Annotated in this window: 19 protein-coding genes; 10 read left to right on the plus strand and 9 right to left on the minus strand. The window is 62.1% G+C overall.

The genetic code is table 11. From position 1 onward, the window contains the following. The first annotated feature begins 105 nt into the window (after positions 1-105). Positions 106-2286 carry a catalase/peroxidase HPI gene (gene katG, locus C2L64_RS38740; RefSeq protein WP_007579966.1) on the plus strand — a complete coding sequence of 727 codons (2181 nt, stop codon included), beginning with the start codon at positions 106-108 and terminating at the stop codon, positions 2284-2286. A gap of 80 nt (positions 2287-2366) precedes the next feature. Here katG and C2L64_RS38745 read toward each other — a convergent pair whose 3' ends face one another. Then, positions 2367-2828: a RidA family protein gene (locus C2L64_RS38745; RefSeq protein ID WP_007579967.1), complete on the minus strand. Its 462-nt coding sequence runs from the start codon at positions 2826-2828 to the stop codon at positions 2367-2369. An 80-nt stretch (positions 2829-2908) separates the two neighbouring features. Beyond that, on the minus strand, positions 2909-3742 hold the full coding sequence (locus tag C2L64_RS38750; RefSeq protein ID WP_007579968.1) for an IclR family transcriptional regulator: 834 nt from the start codon (positions 3740-3742) through the stop codon (positions 2909-2911). A 118-nt stretch (positions 3743-3860) separates the two neighbouring features. Here C2L64_RS38750 and C2L64_RS38755 point away from each other — a divergent pair, with 118 nt between their 5' ends. The 3 genes from C2L64_RS38755 (at position 3861) to C2L64_RS38765 (ending at position 7802) form a co-directional block, all read left to right on the plus strand. After that, positions 3861-5060, plus strand: a complete 1200-nt coding sequence (locus C2L64_RS38755; protein WP_039900213.1) for an aminotransferase class V-fold PLP-dependent enzyme — start codon at positions 3861-3863, stop codon at positions 5058-5060. A 170-nt stretch (positions 5061-5230) separates the two neighbouring features. Beyond that, positions 5231-6349 carry a porin gene (locus C2L64_RS38760; RefSeq protein ID WP_007579970.1) on the plus strand — a complete coding sequence of 373 codons (1119 nt, stop codon included), beginning with the start codon at positions 5231-5233 and terminating at the stop codon, positions 6347-6349. 82 nt (positions 6350-6431) lie between these two features. Beyond that, positions 6432-7802 carry a GntT/GntP/DsdX family permease gene (locus tag C2L64_RS38765; protein WP_007579973.1) on the plus strand — a complete coding sequence of 457 codons (1371 nt, stop codon included), beginning with the start codon at positions 6432-6434 and terminating at the stop codon, positions 7800-7802. Positions 7803-7998: 196 nt separating this feature from the next. Here the strand turns inward: C2L64_RS38765 and C2L64_RS38770 are convergent, their stop codons facing one another. The 3 genes from C2L64_RS38770 to C2L64_RS38780 all read right to left on the minus strand — a co-directional run bounded on the left by C2L64_RS38770 (position 7999) and on the right by C2L64_RS38780 (position 10009). Continuing rightward, entirely contained in the window at positions 7999-8688 is a 690-nt protein-coding gene (locus C2L64_RS38770) for a MotA/TolQ/ExbB proton channel family protein (protein ID WP_007579974.1), read from the minus strand. A 175-nt stretch (positions 8689-8863) separates the two neighbouring features. After that, complete coding sequence (locus C2L64_RS38775; protein ID WP_007579976.1) at positions 8864-9343, minus strand: hypothetical protein; 480 nt, start codon at positions 9341-9343, stop codon at positions 8864-8866. Positions 9344-9376: 33 nt separating this feature from the next. Further along, positions 9377-10009, minus strand: a complete 633-nt coding sequence (locus C2L64_RS38780; protein ID WP_007579978.1) for a nitroreductase family protein — start codon at positions 10007-10009, stop codon at positions 9377-9379. Positions 10010-10333: 324 nt separating this feature from the next. On the opposite strand from C2L64_RS38780, the gene C2L64_RS38785 reads away from it, so the two are divergent. Next, entirely contained in the window at positions 10334-11281 is a 948-nt protein-coding gene (locus C2L64_RS38785) for a ketopantoate reductase family protein (protein WP_039900215.1), read from the plus strand. Positions 11282-11339: 58 nt separating this feature from the next. Here C2L64_RS38785 and C2L64_RS38790 read toward each other — a convergent pair whose 3' ends face one another. Further along, the gene (locus C2L64_RS38790) at positions 11340-14285 is read right to left on the minus strand and encodes a putative bifunctional diguanylate cyclase/phosphodiesterase (protein ID WP_039900231.1); all 2946 of its coding nucleotides are present in this window, start codon (positions 14283-14285) and stop codon (positions 11340-11342) included. Positions 14286-14424: 139 nt separating this feature from the next. Continuing rightward, on the minus strand, positions 14425-15219 hold the full coding sequence (locus C2L64_RS38795) for an N-acyl amino acid synthase FeeM domain-containing protein (protein ID WP_007579983.1): 795 nt from the start codon (positions 15217-15219) through the stop codon (positions 14425-14427). 315 nt (positions 15220-15534) lie between these two features. Here C2L64_RS38795 and C2L64_RS38800 point away from each other — a divergent pair, with 315 nt between their 5' ends. From C2L64_RS38800 to C2L64_RS38815, 4 genes are read left to right on the plus strand one after another with little or no spacing between them, the layout of a single operon-like run. Continuing rightward, on the plus strand, positions 15535-16476 hold the full coding sequence (locus C2L64_RS38800; RefSeq protein WP_007579985.1) for a TauD/TfdA dioxygenase family protein: 942 nt from the start codon (positions 15535-15537) through the stop codon (positions 16474-16476). 54 nt (positions 16477-16530) lie between these two features. After that, a complete protein-coding gene (locus tag C2L64_RS38805) occupies positions 16531-17559 on the plus strand; it encodes an ABC transporter substrate-binding protein (protein ID WP_007579987.1) in 1029 nt (342 codons plus the stop codon). 31 nt (positions 17560-17590) lie between these two features. Next, positions 17591-18391: an ABC transporter ATP-binding protein gene (locus C2L64_RS38810; protein WP_007579989.1), complete on the plus strand. Its 801-nt coding sequence runs from the start codon at positions 17591-17593 to the stop codon at positions 18389-18391. A 24-nt stretch (positions 18392-18415) separates the two neighbouring features. Then, positions 18416-19234, plus strand: a complete 819-nt coding sequence (locus C2L64_RS38815; RefSeq protein ID WP_007579991.1) for an ABC transporter permease — start codon at positions 18416-18418, stop codon at positions 19232-19234. 123 nt (positions 19235-19357) lie between these two features. On the opposite strand, the gene groL is transcribed toward C2L64_RS38815, so the two are convergent. Continuing rightward, entirely contained in the window at positions 19358-20998 is a 1641-nt protein-coding gene (gene groL, locus C2L64_RS38820; protein WP_007579994.1) for a chaperonin GroEL, read from the minus strand. A gap of 13 nt (positions 20999-21011) precedes the next feature. Continuing rightward, complete coding sequence (locus C2L64_RS38825; RefSeq protein WP_007579996.1) at positions 21012-21302, minus strand: co-chaperone GroES; 291 nt, start codon at positions 21300-21302, stop codon at positions 21012-21014. A 274-nt stretch (positions 21303-21576) separates the two neighbouring features. Between C2L64_RS38825 and C2L64_RS38830 the strand changes: the two genes are divergently transcribed. After that, complete coding sequence (locus C2L64_RS38830; RefSeq protein ID WP_007579997.1) at positions 21577-22860, plus strand: acyl-CoA dehydrogenase family protein; 1284 nt, start codon at positions 21577-21579, stop codon at positions 22858-22860. The last annotated feature ends 31 nt before the right edge of the window (positions 22861-22891 follow it).

Consider the following 22891-nt stretch of genomic DNA (forward strand, 5'->3'; position numbering starts at 1 on the left):
ATGAATTCTCTTTTCGTGCAATTTGGAAGCGCACGCATGTTTTGAGAAATCGGCGCAAGGGCATTGCTCTTAAGCTCGGCGATGCCCGAGCAAAGGAGTGGTGACATGTCGATTGAAAAGAAGTGTCCGTTCGAGCATACCGCCGGAAGCGGTACGTCGAACCATGACTGGTGGCCCGATCAGCTGAACCTGAAGATCCTTCACCAGCACTCGTCCTTGTCTGATCCGATGGACAAGCGCTTTAACTACGCGGAAGCATTCAAGAGCCTCGACCTCGAAGCGGTCAAGCGGGACTTGCGCGCGTTGATGACTGTTTCGCAGGACTGGTGGCCAGCTGACTTCGGTCACTACGGACCGCTGTTCGTACGCATGGCGTGGCACAGCGCGGGCACCTACCGCACGGGCGATGGCCGCGGCGGCGCGGGCTCGGGGCAGCAGCGCTTCGCGCCGCTCAATAGCTGGCCGGATAACGTCAATCTCGACAAGGCGCGCAGGCTGATCTGGCCGATCAAGCAGAAGTATGGCCGCAAGATTTCGTGGGCCGATCTGATCGTCTTGACGGGCACGGTCGCGCTGGAGTCGATGGGGTTCAAGGTCATCGGATTCGCGGGCGGCCGCGAGGATGCATGGGAACCGGACGAAGACATCTATTGGGGCTCCGAGCGCACCTGGCTGGGCGACGAGCGATACTCCGGCGACCGTCAACTCGAAGCGCCGCTCGCCGCTGTGCAGATGGGCCTGATCTACGTGAATCCCGAAGGTCCGAACGGCAATCCCGATCCTGCTGCGTCCGTGAGAGACATTCGCGAGACGTTTTCGCGCATGGCGATGAACGACGAAGAGACGGTCGCGCTGATCGCGGGCGGGCATACGACGGGCAAGACGCACGGCGCCGGTCCGTCGTCCGATCTCGGGCGCGAGCCGGAAGCCGCGGGTCTCGAAGAGCAGGGACTCGGCTGGAAGAATCGCTACGGCACGGGCAAGGGCGACGACACGACGACGAGCGGACTCGAAGTCATCTGGACAACGACGCCAACGCAGTGGAGCAGCAACTTCTTTGAGAACCTGTTCGGCTACGAGTGGGAACTGACGAAGAGTCCCGCTGGCGCACATCAGTGGACGCCGAAGGGCGGCGCGGGCGCGGGCACCGTTCCCGATCCGCACGATCCAGCGAAGCGCCGCTCGCCGTCGCTGCTGACCACGGATCTTGCGCTGCGCTTCGACGCGAACTACGAGAAGATCTCGCGTCGCTTCTACGACAATCCCGACGAGTTCGCCGATGCCTTCGCGCGCGCGTGGTTCAAGCTGACGCACCGTGACATGGGACCGCGCTCGCGCTATCTCGGCGCTGATGTGCCGAAAGAAACGTTCCTCTGGCAAGACCCTGTGCCTGCCGTCGATCATCCGCTCATCGATGGACACGATATCGATGCGCTCAAAGAGCGGATTCTGGCGACGGGGCTGAGCGTTTCACAGCTCGTGTCGACTGCATGGGCGTCGGCATCGACGTTTCGCGGCTCCGACAAGCGCGGTGGCGCGAACGGCGCGCGCATCCGGCTCGCGCCGCAAAACGGGTGGGAGGTGAATCAGCCGGCGCAGTTGTCGGAGGTGTTGGAGACGCTCGAATCCGTGCAACAGGCATTCAACGACGGCCGATCGGACGGGAAGAAGGTGTCCCTCGCCGATCTGATCGTACTGGCCGGTTGCGTGGGCGTCGAACAGGCGGCAAGCAACGCGGGCCATGGCGTGAGCGTGCCGTTCACGCCGGGACGCACCGACGCCAGCCAGGCTGAAACCGATGCACACTCGTTCGCAGTGCTCGAACCGCTCGCGGACGGCTTCCGGAATTATCTGCAGCGGCCATGCTCCGTTTCGGCTGAAGCGTTGCTGATCGACAAGGCGCAATTGCTGAAACTCACTGCGCCCGAAATGACAGTGCTAGTGGGCGGCATGCGCGTGCTCGATGCAAACGCGGGACACTCGCCGCATGGGGTCTTCACGAACCGGTCACAATCGCTGACCAACGACTTTTTCGTAAATCTGCTGGACATGGGCACCGAGTGGAAGCCAGTGACCGAGGCCGGCGACGTGTTTGGCGGACATGATCGCGTGACGGGCGAACTCAAATGGACGGGCACACGCGTCGATCTGATTTTCGGCTCGCATGCGCAGCTCAGGGCGTTGGCCGAAGTCTATGGAAGCACGGATTCGCAGGAGAAGTTCGTGCATGACTTCGTTGCGGCCTGGAACAAGGTGATGAACCTGGATCGCTTCGATATCGCGTGATGCTTCGGGGCGAGTATTGAACTTGCCTGAATTGAAGGCAAAGGCGGCCGGTCGAGAGCGACTGGCCGCCTTTTTTATTTTCAGTCGCGCACGGCGACGATGGCCTCGATTTCGACCGTGATGTTGTTCGGCAGCGAGCCCACGCCGACAGCCGAACGCGAGTGACGGCCGGCATCGCCGAATATTTCGACGAACAGGTCCGAGCAACCGTTTATCACGCGCGGATGCTCGGCAAATTCGGACGTTGCGTTGACCATGCCAAGCAATTTGATCACGCGCCGTACGCGCTGCAGATCGCCGAGTTCTGCATGCAACACGGCGAGCAGGTTCAGGCCGACGAGCTGCGCATGCCGATAGGCTTCATCGGCCGTGACCGTTGCGCCGACTTTGCCTGTCATCAGCTTGCCGGTTTCGTCGAGCGGTCCCTGGCCGGACAGAAACAGCAGGCCGCCCTCGCGCGTGCAGTGCATGAAGTTGCCGATGGGCGTCGGCACAGTGGGAAGCGTCAGGCCGCGCGCGCGCAGCCGCTCATAACAGTTCATCGGCAAGTCGAAAGCGAAAGAGTTCTTGAGGGAAGTTCAACGCGTCGTGCGGCGCTGTGCTGTCGGCAACAGCGTCGAGGTCAGCGCCAGCCAAGGCGGGTTTCGATGCGAGCCGCGACGCTCTGCACGGCCTGCGCGTAACGCTCGGTGCCTTGCTCCGCTTTCGCCTCGGGCATCACGATCGAAATGGTGAAGACGCATGCGCCCGAACGGTCCATCACGGGCGCCGCGAGACAGGCCACGGAGGCATCCGATTCGCCGATCTGGATCGACAGCCGCTCGTCGAGTGCTTGCCGTGCGTTGCGCGCGAGCACATCGGGGCGCGTTTCGGCGCGGCCAGTGGGCGAGGGCTGCGCGTATTGCCTGAAGAACGCCGTGCATTCGGCGGCGGGCAGATGTCCCGCGAGCAGTCGCCCGGACGCCGTCCAGTTCACCGGAACGCGGCTGCCGACGCGCGAGGTCACGCGGAAATGGCCTGGACCCTCGGCCATCTGCAGCACGACCATCATGCCTTCTTCAAGACCGCAAACCTGCACCGTCTCTTCGACTTCCGCCGACAGCCGCTGCATTTCCTCGTTGGCCACGGCGAGGTAGTCCAGTGAGCTCGCATACGCGAGTCCGTAACCATAGAGCCGCGAGCCGAGCCAGATTGCACCGTCGGCCGCGCGCGACAACAGGTTCTTCTCGACCATGTCGTTGATGATCGAGTAGACCGTCGACAGCGGCGCGTTCACGCGATGCGCGATTTCATATGCGGTGGCCGGTTTGCCGGCGTCCTGCAGCGCGTCGAGAATCTGCACCGCGCGATCGAGCGCGCCGGTGCGCGTGCGAGGCGCAGCAGCTTCGGCAGCGGGGCTCGCGTCGACGCGAGCCGGCGTCTGAGCAGCCGCAGTGGAACGGGGCGGTCGTGCCATGTAGTCCTCGGATAGGGATGTTTTTGTCCAGTTGACGCAAGGACATTGTATGTTAGACTCATCCACAATTACAACATATATTCCTTAATTAAGGAATGATGCTTTCGGAGGCGCTGGAATGGACATCCGCTCTCGATTAGGCTTACGCCCCGTCATCAACGTCTCGGGAACGATGACGGGTCTGGGCGCGTCCAGCGTCGGCGCAGCCGTGATCGACAGCGTCGCGGAGATCCTGCCGCAGTTCGTCGAAATCGACGATCTGCAGCGCAAGGCTTCGGCCGCGATCGCGCAGGCGTGCGGCAGCGAAAGCGGTTACGTGACGGCGTCGTGCTCGGCGGCCATCACGTTGAGCATCGCCGCCACCATGACAGGCGATGACCTCGGCCTGATCGAACGTTTGCCGGACACGACTGGACTGCGCAACGAAGTCGTCGTGCAGACAGGCCACCTCGTCAATTATGGCGCACCCGTCGACCAGGCGATCCGGCTCGCGGGCGCACGCGTCGTGCCCGTCGGCGCGGCGACGGAAGCGCATGACTATCAACTGGCATCGGCAATCGGCGAGCGCACTGCGGCCGCATTGTATGTCGTCTCGCATCACACCGTGCAATACGGCATGATCCCGCTCGAAGCATTCATCGAAGTCGCGCATGCGAAGGGCGTGCCCGTGATCGTCGATGCCGCGTCCGAGTATGACCTCACACGCTTCATCGCGGCGGGCGCCGACCTCGTGCTGTATTCGGCGCACAAGTTTCTGGGCGGGCCGACGGCGGGCATCGTCGCGGGGTCGAAGGCGCTGGTGCGCGCCGCGTATTTCCAGAACGGCGGCATTGGGCGCGGGATGAAGGTTGGCAAGGAAGGCATCGTCGGCGCCATCTCGGCGCTGGAGCAATGGCGCACCCGCGATCACGCTGCCATGCGCGCAACGGAGCGCAGCTCCCTGACGCTGTGGCGCGAAACGCTGAATCGTCAGACGGGCGTATGGGCGGAAATCGAGGCCGATCCAACCGGCAATCCGCTCGACCGCCTGAAGCTTCATATCGATCCGAATCAGGCGCGTATCACCGCATGGGATCTCGCCGACGCGCTGGCGCGTCCGCAAGTCGACGACGCGCCCGTGATCGTGCGCGACCACGAAGCCGAACTGAATTTCTTTTACCTCGATCCATGCAACCTGCACGCGGGTGAAGAGCAGGTCGTGCTCGCGCGGATCGTGGCCGAGCTTGAACGGGCGCTGGCGTCGCCCGAACCGATTGTCACGCCGTTTCACAAACGCGACGCGCGCCGGATTGCGGCGCGTCGCGCATGGCCGGATTGAACGAAATAAATAAACCGGCCGCGCTGAACTGATTCACCGCCAGTTTCAACGGTCATATTGGCCGATGCACCTTCTTCAAGGTGCTGCTTTGTCACGTCTGTTTAGGATACCTGAAGTCATTGGAGCAGCCATCAATCCATTGGCTTTTATTTCAACCAGAGGAAACCACGATGTATAAGAAGAAGATCGCCCGCTCAGCCATTGCTGTCGCTGTTGCCGGACTTGGCATGCAAGCGGCCCACGCGCAAAGCAGCGTCACGTTGTATGGCATCGTCGATGCGGGCTTTACGTACACGAACAACCAGAAGGGCGAGCACAACATCCAGGCGACGCAGGGCAACGTGCAGGGCTCGCGCTGGGGCCTGCTCGGCAGCGAAGATCTGGGCGGCGGCAACAAGGTGCTGTTCCGCCTTGAAAACGGCTTCAGCCTGGAGACGGGCGCGTTGGGCCAGGGCGGCCGTCTGTTCGGCCGCAGCGCATGGGTTGCGCTGCAAAACAGCAAGGCGGGCACGATTACGCTCGGCCGCCAGTACAACAGCGTGCAGGACTATCTGTCGAACCTGCAGGCCAACGGTGTCGGCGCATTGAGCCAGTATGGCAACGCGATCTACGACAACGACGACCTGAACAACACGTACCGCACCAGCAACGCAGTGAAGTACACGACGCCGACCATCGCCGGCTTCACCGCGAATGCCATGTACGCGTTCTCGAACACGGCGGGCGACTTCGCGAACAACCGCGCATGGAGCGTTGGCGCCGACTACGTGAACGGCCCGCTGCGCCTCGACGCGGCGTACTCGCTCACCAACCAGCCGGCGACCAATACGACGGGCGCCGCACCGTCCGACAACTACTACAGCACGAGCACGTCGATCATTAGCAACGTGAAGCGCAACCAGGTGTGGGGTGCCGGCGGTGCGTACACGATCGGGCCGGCCACGCTCGCGCTGCTGTACACGAACTCGCACTTCGACATCATCGCGGGCGGCAGCCTGCACTTCCAGAACTACGAAGCGATGCTGAAGTACCAGGCGACGCCCGCAACGCTCGTCACGCTCGGCTACATCTACACGCTGCAGAACAGCACGGCGGCGTCGGCGAAAAACGCGCACTACAACCAGGTCGCACTGGGCGGCGAGTACTTCCTGTCGAAGACGACCGACCTGTACCTGAACGGCATCTATCAGCGCGCGTCGGGCGCGAATGCGTGGGTTGAAGGCATTTCGAATCCGTCGAGCAATCAAGGCCAGTTCGTGACCGTGGCAGGCATCCGCCACAAGTTCTAAAGCACGGCATGGCAACAGGCACGAAAGCGCGCCATCGCAGCGTGCCGTGTCCTGTTGCCGATCACCTATATCAGGAGCAAACATGGCGACCGTCACCGGCAGTCTGCTACTCGTCTACGCATTGATCGCGATCGTCGCACTCGTCGTGCTGATCGCGCGCTTCAAACTGAATCCGTTCATCACGCTGATGGTGGTGTCCGTCGCGCTCGCGCTGGCCGTCGGCATGCCGATGACGTCGATTCTCAAGTCGTTCGAAACCGGGGTCGGCGGCACGCTCGGCCATATCGCGATCGTCGTCGGGCTCGGCACGATGCTTGGCAAGATGATGGCCGAGTCGGGCGGTGCCGAGCGCATCGCGCGCACGCTGATCGATCTGTTCGGGCCGAAGAACGTGCACTGGGCGATGATGTGTATCGCATTCCTGGTCGGCCTGCCCGTGTTCTTCGAAGTGGGCTTCGTGCTGCTGATCCCGATTGCGTTCAACGTTGCGCAACGCACAGGCACGTCGATGATTCGCGTCGGCATTCCGATGGTCGCGGGTCTGTCCGTCGTGCACGGCCTGATTCCGCCGCACCCGGCCGCGCTGCTGGCCGTTACCGCGTATGGCGCGGATATCGGCCACACGATTTTCTACGCGCTGATCGTCGGCATTCCGACGGCGGCCCTTGCCGGTCCGCTGTTTTCAAAACTGATTGAGCGCTTCGTGGTGCTGGAAGGCGTGAATCCGATGGCGCAGCAGTTCATCGAGCAGGATGCGAGGCGCGCCAATCAGGCCTTGCCGGGCTTCGGCATCACGCTGTTGACGGTGCTGTTGCCGGTGTTGCTGATGCTGGTCGGAAGCTGGGCCGATCTGATCGTGCCCGCGAAGACCACGGCCAACGACGTGCTGCATCTGATCGGCCACCCCGACATGGCGCTGCTGCTTGCCGTGCTGCTGAGCTTCTATACGTTCGGCACGACGCGCGGCTTCGGACGCGAGCAGATCCTGAAGTTCACCAACGAGTGTCTTGCGCCGACCGCGAGCATCACGCTGGTAGTGGGCGCGGGTGCAGGCTTCGGGCGCATTCTGATCGACAGCGGCGCGTCGAAGGCGATCGTCGATGTCGCGACGGGCGCGCATGTGCCGCTGCTGATCCTCGCATGGCTGGTGGCAGCGCTGATCCGCGTCGCAACGGGTTCGGCGACGGTCGCGATGGCGACGGCAGCGGGCATCATCGCGCCGATCGCGGCAGCGGCGGCATCGACGGCGACGGGCGTGCGCCCCGAGTTGCTGGTGCTGGCAACGGGCGCGGGCTCGCTGATTCTGTCGCACGTCAACGACGGCGGCTTCTGGCTCGTGAAAGAGTACTTCGGCATGAGCGTGCCGCAGACCTTCAAGACGTGGACGGTTTGCGAAACGATCATCTCCGTCACGGCGTTGCTGCTGACGTTGGGCGTCGCCGCTGTGGTGTGAGTTTCGCCGGGTGACGGCAGTCATCCGGATGCCATGAGCCGCCAGGGCTGGCGAGCGCATGCTTGCCAGCCTCAGATCGACAATCTCCTTCGTGCTTCCTCTCACGCTTCGCTGACTTTTGCGCTGTCGCGCACGCCGAAGCGGCCCAGCGCGCCATGCCAGGGACAGGAAGCCTTGTAAATAGGGTTCGCGCCCTTCACGCCGCAGGCCGCGCGCCCGTCACGAAGTACGCGTGAATGCCATGTGCGAAGCGGTTGAGCTGGGTTGCAAGCCCATGATTGGCCCGCGTCAGCGCGTTGTAGCCGAGCACGGCGGGAATCGCGACGAACAGCCCGAACGCCGTCATGATCAGCGACTCGCCCACGGGACCCGCGACGTGATCGATACTCGCCTGTCCCGTATGTCCGATGACGATCAGCGCATGATAAATGCCCCACACCGTGCCGAACAGGCCGACGAACGGCGCCGTGCTGCCGATCGACGCGAGTATCGTCAGACCCGCCTGCAGATGCGTGATGATGTCGTCCATCGTGTCTTTCAGGCAGCGTGTGACCCAGTCGGAGATGTCCATCGAATGTTGCAGATTCGACTGCGTGACCTGGTGATGTTCGACGGCTTCCTTGCCCGACAGCGCCAGCGCGAGCAGCACATTGCCTGAGTACGGCGAATCGTCGATACCGAGCTGGTGCAAGCCCGCTTCGAGGTTGCCGGCGTGCCAGAACGCGCGTTCCGTCGCGCGCGCGATCCGTGTGAGCCGCATCACGTTCCAGAGCTTGAGCACGATGACGGTCCACGAGAGCAACGACATCAGCAACAACGCGACGAGAATGGCGCGGGTCACGAAATCGCCTTGCTGCCAGACGTTTTCCAAGCCGTAGTGCTGCATGCCTGTTCTCCGTGATTGCGCTGTTGCGGGCTATATCGTAGCGCGAAGGACGCGAGTATTCAGCGCAGGCGCTGTGAGGTTCGATGGTTGCGGTCGTCGACAGGCAGGCGGGGACGCAATGGAGGAAAGGCCGGCGTTATTCAGCCAGCGTGCAGAGGAAGACCCGCTGCGCGCATCAATGCATGTAAGCGACGCGCCTCGGTCGCGAGCGGACCATGATGCCCGCATTCAACAGATTCAGCGCGAACCAGCGCATGACTTTGAGCGTGTGTCCGACGGACGCGGACGGAAGCCATTGATTCAGCAGATCGGTTGCAGCGGAGGAATCCGTCGATTGCAGATAAGCCAGCGTCTGCAGCAGCGACGCCTCGTCGCTGGCGATGTCCGACGCGCAGCGGCAACGCGTATCCAGCGGCCGATGAGAAGCGTGCAGCAGTGCGTGCATCATCATGTCGAAGCAGTCGATGCCCGCGAGCGCCAGCCCCACATCGCCGAGCACGTCGCGCCAGTGCTGCCCCTGGCGCACAGCGTCGCAGCGCGGCCGGAACCACGTGCGAACGGCGTTCAATACCAGTTGCTCGCTCGCATCGGGATAGTGCGAGAGGGCGTCCTCACTGAGCGAAGCTTCACGCAAGGCAAAGGCCGGATAGTTCATCGTATCCTCGACAGAATCATGGCTGCGCGCGGATCAGGCGCGGGCAGCGTCACACTGAATGGGTTGCCATTCGCGGACATAGGCATCGCTGGAAGGCCGGCGCGTCAGTTGTCCTTCCTTCTCCTTCTGCGGCGTCCCGACGAACAGAAAGCCAAGCAGACGTTCGGACGCGTCGAGTCCAAGCGCGCGATGCATGGCCGGCTCATAGGTATCGATTCCCGTCGCCCAGAAGCCGCCGTAGCCGTACAGATGAATGGCATTGAGCATGTTCATCGCGGCGGCTCCGACGCACAGGAGTTGCTCCAGTTCCGGCACCGACGAAGACAGATCGACGGCAGCCACTAGCGCGATGATCAGCGGCGCCGCCATCGCGCGCTGCCGACGATGCTCGTGCGCGCTGCGAGCCTCGTCCGGCGCGCGTGCGGCGGCGAGATCGACCAGCACGTCGCCGAATGCGTGGCGTGCTTCATCTCGAATGGTGATGAAGCGCCACGGACGCAGACGGCCATGATCCGTCGCGCGCATCGCGGCATCGAAGATGTGTTGCAGTTGCTGTTGGGTGGGCGCGGGTGCCGATAGCGGCCAGTGGGATCGGCGCGACAGCAGCAGGTCGATCGCGGTTTGCGATGTGCGATCCGCGCGGTCTGCTATCAGGGTTGAGGTCATGTGGCGGGTTCGTTGGTGCAGTGTCTTCGATAGGCACCATGATGCTACGGTTTCATTCTAAATGCAAACGATTCGCATTTAGAAAATGTGTTGGCGCAAAAAGCCGCGGATACATTTCGACACCTCGACGAAATATGGAAGACAAGTTCGGCCCTTCTAATGGCATCGAGTGTCGGGACATTCGCTGCTACGTCGAAGCCACCGATGCACGCGCCGGCGCAGGGAATAGCCGACGCGGCAAGGTGTTATCGATAGATAGCGTCCCTTGATGGTTCGGCACATCGGGCGCGCGTTGACCGACGGTTTCGAAAGTTAGAGGGCTAAATGAAAGTTGCAGTGATGGGTGCTGGGGCAGTGGGCTGTTTCTACGGCGGCATGCTTGCCAGGGCCGGGCATGAGGTGACGTTGATCGGAAGGCAGAATCATGTTTCAGCCATCAGTCGAGACGGACTGCGGCTCGAGTCGCGTTCTTTCGATGAGTTCATCGAGGTCGCGGCATGCACGGACGCTTCGGGCGTGGCGGGCGCCGATGCAATCCTGCTTTGCGTGAAGTCGCCCGATACGGAAGCCGCAGTGGATGCGATGAAGCCGTACCTCTCGGAGTCTGCCGTTATCGTCACACTGCAAAACGGCGTCGATAACGCTGAACGGGTGCGTGCCCTTGTCGAGCGCGAAGTATTGGCTGCCGTGGTCTACGTCGGAAGCGAGATGTGCGGACCCGGCCACGTCCGGCACCACGGAAGAGGCGAACTGATCATCGAGCCAGGCACGTCCAGCGAGCGTGTGGCTCGAATCCTGAATGACGCAGGGGTATCGACTTCGGTATCAGCGAATGTACGCGGTGCGCTTTGGGAAAAGCTGGTGTTGAACTGTGCATACAACGCGATCTCGGCGCTTGTTCAATTGCCTTTCGGCGAGCTTTGTCAGCGCGGCGGGACGGCCGTGAACAGGGCAATGCGCGATATCGTGGCGGAATGCATCGCGGTGGCGAGCGCGGACGGTGTGAACATCTCCAGGGACGTCGACGACGCGGTAGCAAGGATCATGGCGACGATTCCTGCGGGGCAATATTCATCGACTGCCCATGACGTGGCAACGCACCGGCCCAGCGAAATCGACCACCTGAATGGACATATTGTGGGCCGCGGCGCAGCGCTCGGCATCGCCACACCCGTCAATCATCTTTTGATGATGATGGTTCGGGTCCTCGACAATCAGCGGGCTGATAAACCTTCGTTGAAAGCGGCTTCGGCAGATGGGGTGCTGATTTGATGCTGCCATTTCCAGGCAGCCAACCGATGCCGCGAAGCGACACGCGGCCGTAACCGCCTCATACCGCGTTTTCACGCTCCATTCGCTGATCGTCCGCGCCCCGATGTACCGTCCGCTGCTCTTTCAGATACCGCGCAAGCTCGGCATTAGTCACGAAGCTCGCGGCTGAAGAGGCCGCGAGAATATCCCCGGCCTCTTGCGGTTTCGCGATTCCGAAGCCCTGCACGTAGTCGACGCCCAGTTCCTCCAGCGCGCGCAAGGTCTGGAAGTCTTCGACCCACTCGGCGATGCTGCGCATGCCCAGATTGCGCGCGAGGTTAATGATCGCCTCGACGATCGCGATATCGGCGGGATGGTTGCACATCGTGCGCACGAACTCGCCGTCGATCTTCAATGCATCGGCCGACAGCTTCTTCAGGTAACGCAACGATGTCTGACCCGCGCCGAAATCGTCGATGGCGATCTTTGCACCCATGTCGTGCACGCGCGCGATGAAGCGTTCCGTATGTTCGAGATCGTGCAGCGCGACGCTTTCGGTAATTTCGATGCACAGGTAATGGACGATGTCCTCGTGACGCGAGAACAGCGCGAACAGCTCGTCGAGGAAGTGTTCGTCGTTGAGCGAACCACCGCTCAGGTTCACGCACACGAAGCGAGTAGTGGAGAGCGACGCGCGATTCTCGCTGAGCCATGCGAGTGTCGTAGTGAGCACCCAGCGGTCGATCTCCACGATCGTGCCCGAGTCCTCGGCGGCGGCGATCAGTTTCGCGGCCGTCGCCACTGCGCCGTCCGGCGTGCGCATGCGCAGCAGTATCTCGAAGTCGAGCGACTCTGTCGGTGTGTGCATCGACATGATCGGTTGCATCACAAGGAACAGCCCGTCGGGCAGCCGGCTCTGTCCCAGCGCCTCGATCAGAGTGATCTCGGCGGCACGTTCCTCGAACGCCGGCGCGCCCTTGCGCAATGCCACGAGCCGCGCATTGCCGCCGCGTTTCGCGGCGCGGCACGCGCGGTCGGCATAGGCGAGGGCGTCCAGCGCGCGTTCGCCTTGCGAGCACTCGACGACGCCGATCGATCCCCTGACCTGGAACGCCCGCGTGTCGACATGGAACGGCGCGGCGTTCAACGCCGTGACGAGTTCGCGACAGCGCACGATGGCATCGTCGATCGGCATGTTCGCGAGCACGCACACGAACTCGTCACCGCCGATACGCCCGATCGGAATATGGGCGCCGAGACGCTCGACGAGGCGTGCCGCGACATGCCGCAGTATTTCGTCGCCGGTTCCGTGACCGAACAAATCGTTGAACACCTTGAAGCGGTCGAGATCGAGATACGCGAGTGCCCACGGGGCGCTTTCGCCGCATTGCCGGTCGATTGCATGCTCGATGCCGCGACGGTTCAGCAGACCGGTGAGGGGATCATGCTCGGCCAGGAAGTGCAACCGCTCGACCGCTTTCGAGCGGTCCGTCACGTCCTCGAGCGAGCCTTCGATAAAGCCGTTCGCGCGAATCGCGCGCAGCGAGTAGCGCCGCGACTCTGTCTTCGTGCCCGCTGTGCCGTCGATTTCGATCGACGCCGAGTCGTCGCGCTCCAGCAGTTCACCCAGGGCGCGCTCGGCGCCCGGGGCGAAATAATCGGCCCAGCGACGCGTGCCGTCCTGTTCATCATTCAGGCCCAGCATCGAGTGCAGCGCCGGATTGGCGCGGACGAAGCAGCTTTCGCCGTTCAGCGTGAAGAGGCCGATCGGCGTGACGTCATAGGTGTTGCGCAGCTCGACCTGCATCTGCCGGCGGCGCTCGCGTTCTTCGCGCATCCGTTCCGCAATCGCGAACGCGCACAGCATGCTCGACGACAGCGCCGTCACGACGGGGCTATGTGTGCCCGCCAGCGCTTTCACGCCGAACGCGGCGGCGAGCACTTCTGACAGCGTCGCGACCAGCACGATGGCCATTGACGCGACATACCAGAGCACGGTGCGCGAGCGCGCCTTGAAGAACAGCTGCACGAGGAAATAGGTCAGCACCAGGATGCAGAAACTGGCGGTTGCCCACAGCACGGGGATGAAGTGCGCGTAACTCAGCAAGAACGCAGCGGCCATCAGCACGCAGCCGCCATACCGCACGGCCTGCAGGCTCCAGCGCAGACCGATTGCTTTCAGCTCGCGGCGAAACAGCTCCACGAAGAGTGTCGTGGTCAGCACGTAGTAGGCCGCGAACGTGAATTCCCGCAAAAACTCGATATGGTCAGGCGGGATGGTCCGGCCCAGCCACTCGGTGTCGAAGCCCATCGCATTGGCGCTCAGCCGCAGGTTGCCGACGAGCCATGCGGCAAAAATGACATAAGTCCATTCGCGATTGATGATTGCCGTCACGAACACGAAGATGGCGAGCGTCAGCAGGCCGCCCGTGATCAGCGCTGCACTCTGGTAGAAATCGAGTGTTGTCTCCTCGAGCTTGTCGAGGCTCGATGCCGAGGCGCTGATATAGGCGGGTCCGGAGAACGTGCCCCGGCACAGGATCTGTGCATCGGGCGTGTGCCCGTCGAGCTTCAGCGCAAAGCCGGCCTTGTTGTCGCGCATCGCGCCGCTCGTGCCGTGGCGGTCGCCCGCGCCGAGCAGCGTGAGGACGGGGCCCGTCCGCCAGCAGGAAATCGTTTGCGCGTGCCGGGAAGGAAGATCGACGAACGTGGCGTCTCCGCTGTCCATGGCAGGCGCGGTGAGCATGAACCAGAATGGCGTTTCCGCGAGATGGGTACTGAAACGGGCGGTGTGCGCGGTATTGCGCAGGCGTTCGATGGCGGCGGCGGGCGACAGCGTCGCCGACGGATCCGCAATCACAGGAAAGCTGAGTGGAACCGTCCCCGTGGTATCGAACTGGCGCGGCCCCCAGAGCAGGACTGCAATGGTGCCAAGCGCAATCACAAACGGCGCTACGTATACGGAGAAGCGCAGGAAAGCCCAGCCGGTCAGTCGGTCCCGAAACGCCCACTTAACGCTTGTCATCTGCTGCATTTCCCCAGTGACTTCATTCCCGATCTCATTGCAATGCTGCGACGGCTGGCAGCGAAGGCGCGACTGCGCCGACGCTCCCCATCTTTTGTCCGCCCGAATTGCTTCGGGCGGACACCTTACCCTACCTGCCTTACGCTTCGCTCAACGACCTCAGATAATCCGAGGCGCTGTCCGGCAGGCTGCCGCGCTCGATGCCGTGGCGGGCTTCGCCCTGCGATGATGCGACGCTGACGTCGATGTCGACGTGATCCGTTTCGAAGAAGAACCCATAGAACGGATGGTTGACCTTCGCCCAGCGCTGACGGACCAGTGCAACCGGTTTCGCCATCACCCGATGCGGCAACCCGCCGACGTGCGACATCGGCAGGAATTCATTCTGCCCGTATACATCTTCGAACAGCATCGCCTCGTATTCCCGATCGAGCGGCGAACGCGCGGTAATTAACATCCAGTCGACCCCGTTCTGCGCGCAAAACATGTAATACGCCTTGCACAGCGCCACCTTGACCATCCGGCCGATCGCGCCGCGCGCCACGCCGAGCCGCGTTGCCTCGGCGAGGCGCGCCTGGCCCAACCAGTCCGGCAGTTGGACCGATTGTTCGACGGCAAGCGGATCGAATACGTTCGTCTGGACCCGCATGGTGCCGAGCGGGCCACCGTCCAGCCGCGATTGCGCGAGCAGCACGACCGTGCCAGGCGCGCCATCCAGCGCTTCGACGCCCATGGTCTCCGCGAATTCCGGCAAGTGCCGCCGATACGCCGCGCGGCGCATCTCGACCGCCTTGTCGAGTTCCGAGTGGTTACTTACCACCTTTATCGTAAACGGCAGCCTTTCCGTTTTCTTTACCGTGCCCGAATTAAAGCCCTCTCCGAGCAACGTGTAACCCGTATTTTGCTTCAAAACGACTGAATCGATGCGGTCCATATCCAACCCCGTAAGTGAGTGAGAAAAAAGTGCGTCGCGTTCAAAACGGCAGAACCGCGCTGAACGCGACAAACTAGAGTCTCATGAACGCAGATACGGTGATATGCAAAGCCCGTTCAATTCGGAGAGCGGAGTTTGAATAAGTGCCGGCAAAACCTTTGAATATAGGCAGCCGCGCGCAACATAGAAAATGAGCGTTTCATCGAAGCTACGCACGGCATCGATGAACAAGGTGTGCGAATTGGTTGGTTGTACTGCGCCACGCCACGATGCTCTGATGACGATCACTTTCCACTTTCGTCAACGGAGAACGTCATGAGCACAGTGCTGGATCAGCCGCAATCACACGCCGGTAACACCGATACCCACGAGGAATTGCGGGTGCGCCGCTACAAGCCGTTGATCGGCGCCGTCATCGAGAACGTCGATCTGTCGAAGCCGCTCTCCGACGATAACCATCAGGCGCTGCGTCAGGCGCTTGTCGATCACGGTGTGATCTTTTTTCGTGAACAGACGCTCACGCCTGAGCAACACGTTGCGTTTGCGCGCATCTTCGGTAATCCGATCCGCAAGAACATCTATTTGCCTGCCGTCGCGGGTTTTCCGGAAATCGAAGTCATCGCTCATAGCGACAAGACGCGTTCGGGCGGCACGGACAACTGGCATGTCGACGTATCGTGGCAACCTCAGCCGCCCAAGGCCACCGTGCTCCATGCACAGGAAATTCCCGAAGGGGGCGGCGGCGATACGATCTGGTCCTCGTCGGCGGCCGTCTACGACTTGCTGGATCCCGATCTGGCACGCTACTTCGAAAAACTGACGGCCGTGAACACGTTCATCGCATCGCCGAAAAAGAGCGCGTTGTCGGAACTGCTGAGCGGCTATGACATTCCAGAGGGCACGCAGGAAGACAGCGTCGAAGCAGGGCTGGCGCGCGTGCGCGACGCCGCGCAGAAATATCCGCCCATCGAAGTGCCCGTCATCAAGACGCATCCCGAGAACGGCCGCAAGCTCGTGTTCGTCAACGAAGGACATACGAGCCATTTGCTGGGCGTCTCGAAGACGGCCAGCCAGAGTCTGCTCAATTACCTGTACGACCTGATCAAGACGCCTGAAGTGCAGGCGCGTTTCGAATGGCGCGCGGGCGATGTCGCGATCTGGGACAACCGGCAGGTGCAGCACTACGCGGCACGCGATTACGGATCGGCAAAGCGGCGCATTCACCGCATCACGCTGGAACACGATGGCGTGTTTTGAGCGCGATATGCCGCGCACCGATCTTTTCGTACTGTTCACTACGGAACTTACTCAATGAAGCGTCGTGTCTTTCACATTGGACGCCGCGTCGCGGCGCTCCTCGGCGCGAGCCTGATCGCAGCCGCAGCGTCCATCCCTGCGCGTGCGCAGACGCCCGAGAAACTCGAGTTGCGGTATCAGGGCTGGGCCAGCAAGGTGCTGTATCCGGAGCTTGCCGAGGATCTCGGTTATCTGGCGCCGATCAAGCTCAACTGGGTCGGCAACACGATCAGCGGCCCGCAGGACATTCAGGCGGCCGTCACGGGCGATGTCGATTTCGGCGGGGCCTTCAATGGTTCGATCGTCAAGCTCGTTGCCGCGCACGCGCCAGTGAAAGCGGTGATCTCTTACGTCGGCACCGACAAGGAGACCAACGGCGGTCTTTTCGTGTTGCAGGACAGTCCTGTCAAAGGGGCGCGTGACCTGATCGGACGCAAGATCGGCGTCAATACGCCGGGCGCGTACGCGCAGTATCTGGTGACGGCCTACCTGCAGAAGTCGGGCTTGTCGAAAGAGGAAATCGAGAAAGTTGTGTTCGTCGCCGCGCCGCCTGTGAATCTTGCGCAGTTGCTCAAACAGAAACAACTCGATGCCGTGTTCCTCGAAGACATCATCAAGGACAAACTGCTCGCGGATGGCGGCGCAAGACTGCTCACCACGGACTACCAGTTGCTCGGCTCGTTCGGCTACGCGAGCTACCTGTTCACGGACAAGTTCATCGCGCAGAACCCGAACACCGTGCGCAAGTTCGTCGACGGCACGGCTCGGGCGATCGAGTGGGCACGCAATACGCCGCGCGCCGAGGTCGTCGCGAGACTCAAGAAGATCGTCGAGGCGCGGCATCGCAACGAGGACACCTCGATCGTCAACTACTGGAAGTCGGCGGGCGTGGGCGGCAAGGGCGGTCTGATCGCAGCGGAGGACTTCACGACCTATATCGACTGGTACGTCAACAATGGCGTGCTGAAAGCGGGGCAGGTGAAGCCGGATGCCGTCTATTCGAACCAGTTCAATCCGTTCAACCAGTCGGTGGCGAGCAAATGAACCATCGGCCAGTCAACGCGAGGCAATCAGGATGAGTGCGTCAATCAGCGTACGCAACGTCGGCAAGGGTTTTCATCTGAACCGGCGTGGCCATTTCGTGGTGCTGGAAGACGTGTCTTTCGATGTCGCGCCGGGCGAGTTCGTCGCGCTGGTCGGACCGAGCGGATGCGGCAAGACGACCTTGCTCGATCTGATCGGCGGCCTGACGCTGCCCGATCGTGGACAGATACTCGTCGGCGGTCGGGAAATCGACGGGCCCGGACTCGATCGCGGCATCGTGTTCCAGCAGTACGCGCTCTTTCCGTGGAAGACGGCACTCGGCAATGTCGAGTTCGGACTGGAAGCAAAGGGCGTCGGTAAACGCGAGCGCAGGGCGATTGCGCAGCGTTTTCTGGACCTCGTGGGATTGAGTGCTTTCGCCGACCATTACCCGCATCAGTTGTCGGGCGGCATGAAGCAGCGCGTTTCGATTGCCCGCGCGCTATCGTACGAGCCGGACGTGCTGCTGATGGACGAACCGTTCGCCGCGCTCGATGCGCAAACGCGCGAAACGCTGCAGGACGAGTTACTGCGTATCTGGAAACGCACGGGCACGACGGTGGTGTTCATCACCCACTCGATCGACGAAGCCATCTATCTCGGTCAGCGCGTGCTCGTCATGGCGGCGGCGCCGGGACGTATCACGCATACGCTGCCTGTGCACGTGCCGCGCGAAGACCTCTCCGAAGACGTGCGCGCGACGCCAGAGTTCGTGCGTCTGCGTCACGAGATCTGGCAGTTGATCCGGCAACGCCGCAGCGGGTCGCATCTGCAGGTGGCCCACGCGGCCTGATAACAATCTCGATAGGGGGAAACTATGAGCACTTTGTCTGTCGAGCCGAAGCGCGGCGCGTGGCATGCAGTCGGCGAGTACGCTTCGGCGGCGGCGCCTCGCGCGTTGCGTGGCAGTATCGCCATCGTCGCGTTCATTGCGCTTTGGGAAGTGTTGCCGCGCGCCGGATGGGTCGACTCGACGTTCTTGCCGCCGTTCTCGACGGTCTTGCGCGCGTTGTTCGATATGGTAGTTTCGGGCGAACTGGGCGTGCATCTGCTTGCCAGCGCAGCGCGGGCGGCAACGGGGTTCGCGATCGCGGTTGCAGTCGGCGTGCCGCTGGGACTGTTTATCGGCTGGTATCGCACGCTTGCCGATGTGCTGAACCCGTTGCTCGAACTCTTTCGCAACACGGCGCCGCTCGCACTGCTGCCCGTGTTCGTGCTCGTGCTCGGGATGGGCGAGACGTCGAAGATCTCGATGGTCATTTATTCGTGCATCTGGCCCGTGCTGCTCAATACCGTCACAGGCGTACGCAACGTCGATCCGCTGCTGATCCGCTCCGCGCGGTCGATGGGGCTCAAACCCGTGCAACTGTTTCTGAAAGTCGTGCTGCCTGCGTCTGTACCCGCCGTGTTTACGGGTATCCGCGTGGCGGGCGCCTATTCGATTCTGGTGCTGATTGCGGCAGAAATGGTGGGCGCAAAGGCGGGGCTTGGCTATCTCGTGAACTACTCGCAGTTCACGTTCGAAATCCCGAAAATGTATGCGGGTATCGTCACGCTCGCGGTGCTGGGACTCGCGTTCAATCAAGGCGTGGTTGTTGCCGAGCGGCGTCTGACGGCATGGCGGGGCGAAGACTGACGCAGCGCGTAACAGAAAGGCTTGCGCACTTTATCAAATGCAAACGCCGCGCGTATCTTGTCGATACGTGCGGCGTTTTTGCACTGAGCTTTTTTACAGCATCGGTGAGTTCAATCAAGCATGCTAGAAGTCGAAGCCCGGACCACCCGCGCCCGGACCCGCCGGTGAAGCAGCGGCCGCTGCATCCTTGGGCGCTTCATGCACGGTGGCATCCGTCGTCAACAGCAGACTTGCCACAGATGCCGCATTTTGCAGAGCGGTGCGCGTGACCTTCGTCGGATCCACCACGCCGGTTTCGACGAGATCAGCGTATTCACCCGTTGCCGCGTTGTACCCGTAATTGCCCGAACCTTCCGCGACCTTGGCGACGATCACGCTCGCTTCCTCGCCCGCATTCGCAACGATCTGGCGCAGCGGTTCTTCGAGTGCGCGCCGCACGATGTTGATGCCGGCGTTCTGATCGGCGTTCACGCCTTTCAGCTCGGCGATCGCCTGCTTGACGCGAATCAGCGCCACGCCGCCGCCCGGCACAATGCCTTCCTCGACTGCCGCGCGCGTGGCGTGCAGCGCATCGTCGACGCGGTCCTTCTTCTCCTTCACTTCGATTTCGGTCGCGCCGCCTACCTTGATGACAGCCACACCGCCGGCGAGCTTCGCGACGCGCTCCTGCAGCTTCTCGCGGTCGTAGTCGGACGTCGCCTCTGCGATCTGCGCGCGAATCTGCTTCACGCGCGCCTCGATATTCGTCTTCTCGCCGGCTCCGTCGATGACCGTGGTGTTCTCCTTGCCGACCTCGATGCGCTTGGCGTGGCCGAGTTCGGCCAGCGTCGCTTTTTCGAGCGTCAAACCCGTTTCCTCGGCGATGACCTGACCGCCCGTCAGAATCGCGATGTCTTCGAGCAGCGCCTTGCGGCGATCGCCGAAGCCCGGAGCCTTGACAGCCACAGTCTTCAGAATGCCGCGAATGTTGTTCACGACCAGCGTCGCGAGCGCTTCGCCTTCGACGTCTTCCGCGATAATCAGCAGCGGCCGCCCCGACTTCGCGACCTGCTCGAGCACGGGCAGCAGATCGCGGATGTTCGAGATCTTCTTGTCGTGCAGCAGCACGAACGGCTCTTCGAGCACGGCGAGTTGCCGGTCCTGATTGTTGATGAAGTAGGGCGACAGATAGCCACGATCGAATTGCAGGCCTTCCACGACATCGAGTTCGTCGGCGAGCGACTTGCCGTCTTCGACCGTGATGACGCCTTCCTTGCCGACGCGGTCGATCGCTTCCGCGATGCGTTGCCCGATCGACTCTTCACCGTTGGCCGAGATGGTTGCGACCTGGGCAATCTCTTTGCTGGTCGTCGTCGGCTTGCTGATTTTCTTCAGTTCTTCGACGGCGGCGATCACAGCCTTGTCGATGCCACGCTTCAGGTCGAGCGGATTGAGCCCTGCCGCCACATATTTCTGCCCTTCGCGGACGATGGCCTGAGCGAGCACGGTGGCCGTCGTCGTGCCGTCGCCGGCGGCGTCGCTCGTTTTCGATGCGACTTCCTTCACGAGCTGGGCGCCGATGTTCTGCAATCTGTCCGCGAGCTCGATTTCTTTCGCAACGGACACACCGTCCTTCGTGACGATGGGGCTGCCGAAACTACGTTCGAGCACGACGTTGCGGCCTTTCGGGCCGAGCGTCACCTTCACCGCATTGGCGAGCAGGTTGACGCCTTCAACCAGTTTGGACCGCGCGTTATCGCTGAAAGCGATTTCTTTGGCTGCCATGATGGGACTCTCCTCAGGATTGAACGACTGCGACGATATCTTCTTCGCGCAGCACGAGCAGTTCGGTGCCGTTGACCTTCACCGGCTGCCCCGCATATTTGCCGAACAGCACGCGTTCGCCGACCTTCAGGTCAGGCTCGATACGCTTGCCGTCGTCGCTGCGACGGCCCGGACCGACTGCGAGGATTTCGCCCTGATCCGGTTTTTCAGCGGCGCTATCGGGAATCACGATGCCCGACGCCGTACGGGTTTCCTGATCGAGACGCTTCACGATCACGCGATCATGTAACGGACGCAAACTCATCTGTTCTTCCTTCTTGACGAATGACGACTGGTTTTCTCATTGGCACTCTCACGCGAAGAGTGCTGACTGAGAGCCGAGTATAAAAAGCGCTGTATGCGCACTCCAATAATCGATTTGCACAAACTTAACGGGCCGCGCGAGATTTGCAATGCACGTAGCGTGCGTAAGCAAGCGGTACGCGCATCGGCAGATATCGTTATCGGCTTTTGTTGGTTGCAACGGCGCGTGTGCGACGCTTAATCTGGAATGCTGTGAACCTGTCCGGAGACTGTCGATGAGTACGATTCCCACCGCCCAGCACGATGCCGTCAGCGGTGCCGACGACGCGGAATTTGACGCGCGCTTCGCGCCCATATTCGAGCGGATTGCAGCTGGCAGCATCGAGCGCGAGCAGAATCGGGAACTCGCCTACGAAGCAGTGCGCTGGTTGAAGGAAGCGGGGTTCACCGCGTTGCGAGTGCCAAAGCGCTATGGCGGTAGCGGCGCGACGTTGCCGCAGTTCTTTCGTCTTTTGACGCGTCTGGGCGAAGCCGACTCGAATCTGCCGCAGATCTTGCGGTTGAATTCGGGCTTTATCGAAAGCCGGCTCGAAAGCGATGACGAAGCGCTGCGCGAGCGCTGGCTCCCGAAGATCGCGGCGGGTGAGACCGTGGGTGCCGCGATATCCGAGCGCACCGCGAGCACGCACAATAGCGTGACGCTGGTGGCCGACAAAAGCGGCAACGGCTGGTGGTTGAATGGCGAGAAGTACTACAGCACGGGCACGCTCTACGCGGACTGGATCGACGTCGCCGCGCACGACGGCGCCGACGACGTGCGCGTGGTGGTGCGCGCCGATGCGCCCGGTGTCGCGCGCATCGACGATTGGGACGGCTTCGGACAGCGTTTGACTGCGAGCGGAACGACGCGCTTCGACTCTGTCCATGTGAGCGATGACCAGCTACTCGTGCGCTACAAGGCGTCGGAGCCGCGCCGCAATACCTCGCTCACGGCCTTCTATCAGACCGTCCATCTCGCGACGCTGACAGGCATCGCGCGCGCGGTGCTGCGCGACGGCGTCGCGTTCGCGCAGTCGCACACGCGCACGTTCGGCGTGCCAGGTCGATCGAGCCCGCGTGACAATCCACTCGTGCATCGCGTGGTGGGGCGGCTGGCCAGTCTCGCTTATTCGGCCGAGAGTATCACCGCATCGGTGGCGCGCTCGCTCGAAAATGCGTATCAGGCGAGACTCGCGGGCCGGGCGAATACAGATACGTATATCGCACTCGATATCGAAGCCTATCAGGCGCAGCAGATCGTGATCGAACAGGTGCTGGAGGCGGCCACGCTCGTATTCGAAGTGGGCGGAGCCTCAGCGACGAGTGAGACACGGCGGCTCGATCGTCACTGGCGCAATGCGCGTGTGCTCGCTTCGCACAATCCCGCGATCCAGCGCGAAGCGGCCGTGGGCAACTTTCATCTGAACGGCGCGGCGTCCAACGAACGCTTCAGTCTCACGCATTCGCCCAGCGAACTGGGACGTGTTGCGACGGACAGTGCGGTTGCCGTCAATGGATAACGCGAGATCGTAGAGCGTCGCTTGCGGCGGC

This window comes from Paraburkholderia hospita (genome assembly GCF_002902965.1).
Lineage (GTDB): Bacteria > Pseudomonadota > Gammaproteobacteria > Burkholderiales > Burkholderiaceae > Paraburkholderia > Paraburkholderia hospita.

Bases quoted from the DNA above. Each gene is read 5' to 3' on its own strand.
- katG (WP_007579966.1), top strand. From the start codon at position 106: ATGTCGATTGAAAAGAAGTGTCCGTTCGAGCATACCGCCGGAAGCGGT.
- C2L64_RS38745 (WP_007579967.1), bottom strand. From the start codon at position 2,828: ATGAACTGTTATGAGCGGCTGCGCGCGCGCGGCCTGACGCTTCCCACT.
- C2L64_RS38750 (WP_007579968.1), bottom strand. From the start codon at position 3,742: ATGGCACGACCGCCCCGTTCCACTGCGGCTGCTCAGACGCCGGCTCGC.
- C2L64_RS38755 (WP_039900213.1), top strand. From the start codon at position 3,861: ATGGACATCCGCTCTCGATTAGGCTTACGCCCCGTCATCAACGTCTCG.
- C2L64_RS38760 (WP_007579970.1), top strand. From the start codon at position 5,231: ATGTATAAGAAGAAGATCGCCCGCTCAGCCATTGCTGTCGCTGTTGCC.
- C2L64_RS38765 (WP_007579973.1), top strand. From the start codon at position 6,432: ATGGCGACCGTCACCGGCAGTCTGCTACTCGTCTACGCATTGATCGCG.
- C2L64_RS38770 (WP_007579974.1), bottom strand. From the start codon at position 8,688: ATGCAGCACTACGGCTTGGAAAACGTCTGGCAGCAAGGCGATTTCGTG.
- C2L64_RS38775 (WP_007579976.1), bottom strand. From the start codon at position 9,343: ATGAACTATCCGGCCTTTGCCTTGCGTGAAGCTTCGCTCAGTGAGGAC.
- C2L64_RS38780 (WP_007579978.1), bottom strand. From the start codon at position 10,009: ATGACCTCAACCCTGATAGCAGACCGCGCGGATCGCACATCGCAAACC.
- C2L64_RS38785 (WP_039900215.1), top strand. From the start codon at position 10,334: ATGAAAGTTGCAGTGATGGGTGCTGGGGCAGTGGGCTGTTTCTACGGC.
- C2L64_RS38790 (WP_039900231.1), bottom strand. From the start codon at position 14,285: ATGACAAGCGTTAAGTGGGCGTTTCGGGACCGACTGACCGGCTGGGCT.
- C2L64_RS38795 (WP_007579983.1), bottom strand. From the start codon at position 15,219: ATGGACCGCATCGATTCAGTCGTTTTGAAGCAAAATACGGGTTACACG.
- C2L64_RS38800 (WP_007579985.1), top strand. From the start codon at position 15,535: ATGAGCACAGTGCTGGATCAGCCGCAATCACACGCCGGTAACACCGAT.
- C2L64_RS38805 (WP_007579987.1), top strand. From the start codon at position 16,531: ATGAAGCGTCGTGTCTTTCACATTGGACGCCGCGTCGCGGCGCTCCTC.
- C2L64_RS38810 (WP_007579989.1), top strand. From the start codon at position 17,591: ATGAGTGCGTCAATCAGCGTACGCAACGTCGGCAAGGGTTTTCATCTG.
- C2L64_RS38815 (WP_007579991.1), top strand. From the start codon at position 18,416: ATGAGCACTTTGTCTGTCGAGCCGAAGCGCGGCGCGTGGCATGCAGTC.
- groL (WP_007579994.1), bottom strand. From the start codon at position 20,998: ATGGCAGCCAAAGAAATCGCTTTCAGCGATAACGCGCGGTCCAAACTG.
- C2L64_RS38825 (WP_007579996.1), bottom strand. From the start codon at position 21,302: ATGAGTTTGCGTCCGTTACATGATCGCGTGATCGTGAAGCGTCTCGAT.
- C2L64_RS38830 (WP_007579997.1), top strand. From the start codon at position 21,577: ATGAGTACGATTCCCACCGCCCAGCACGATGCCGTCAGCGGTGCCGAC.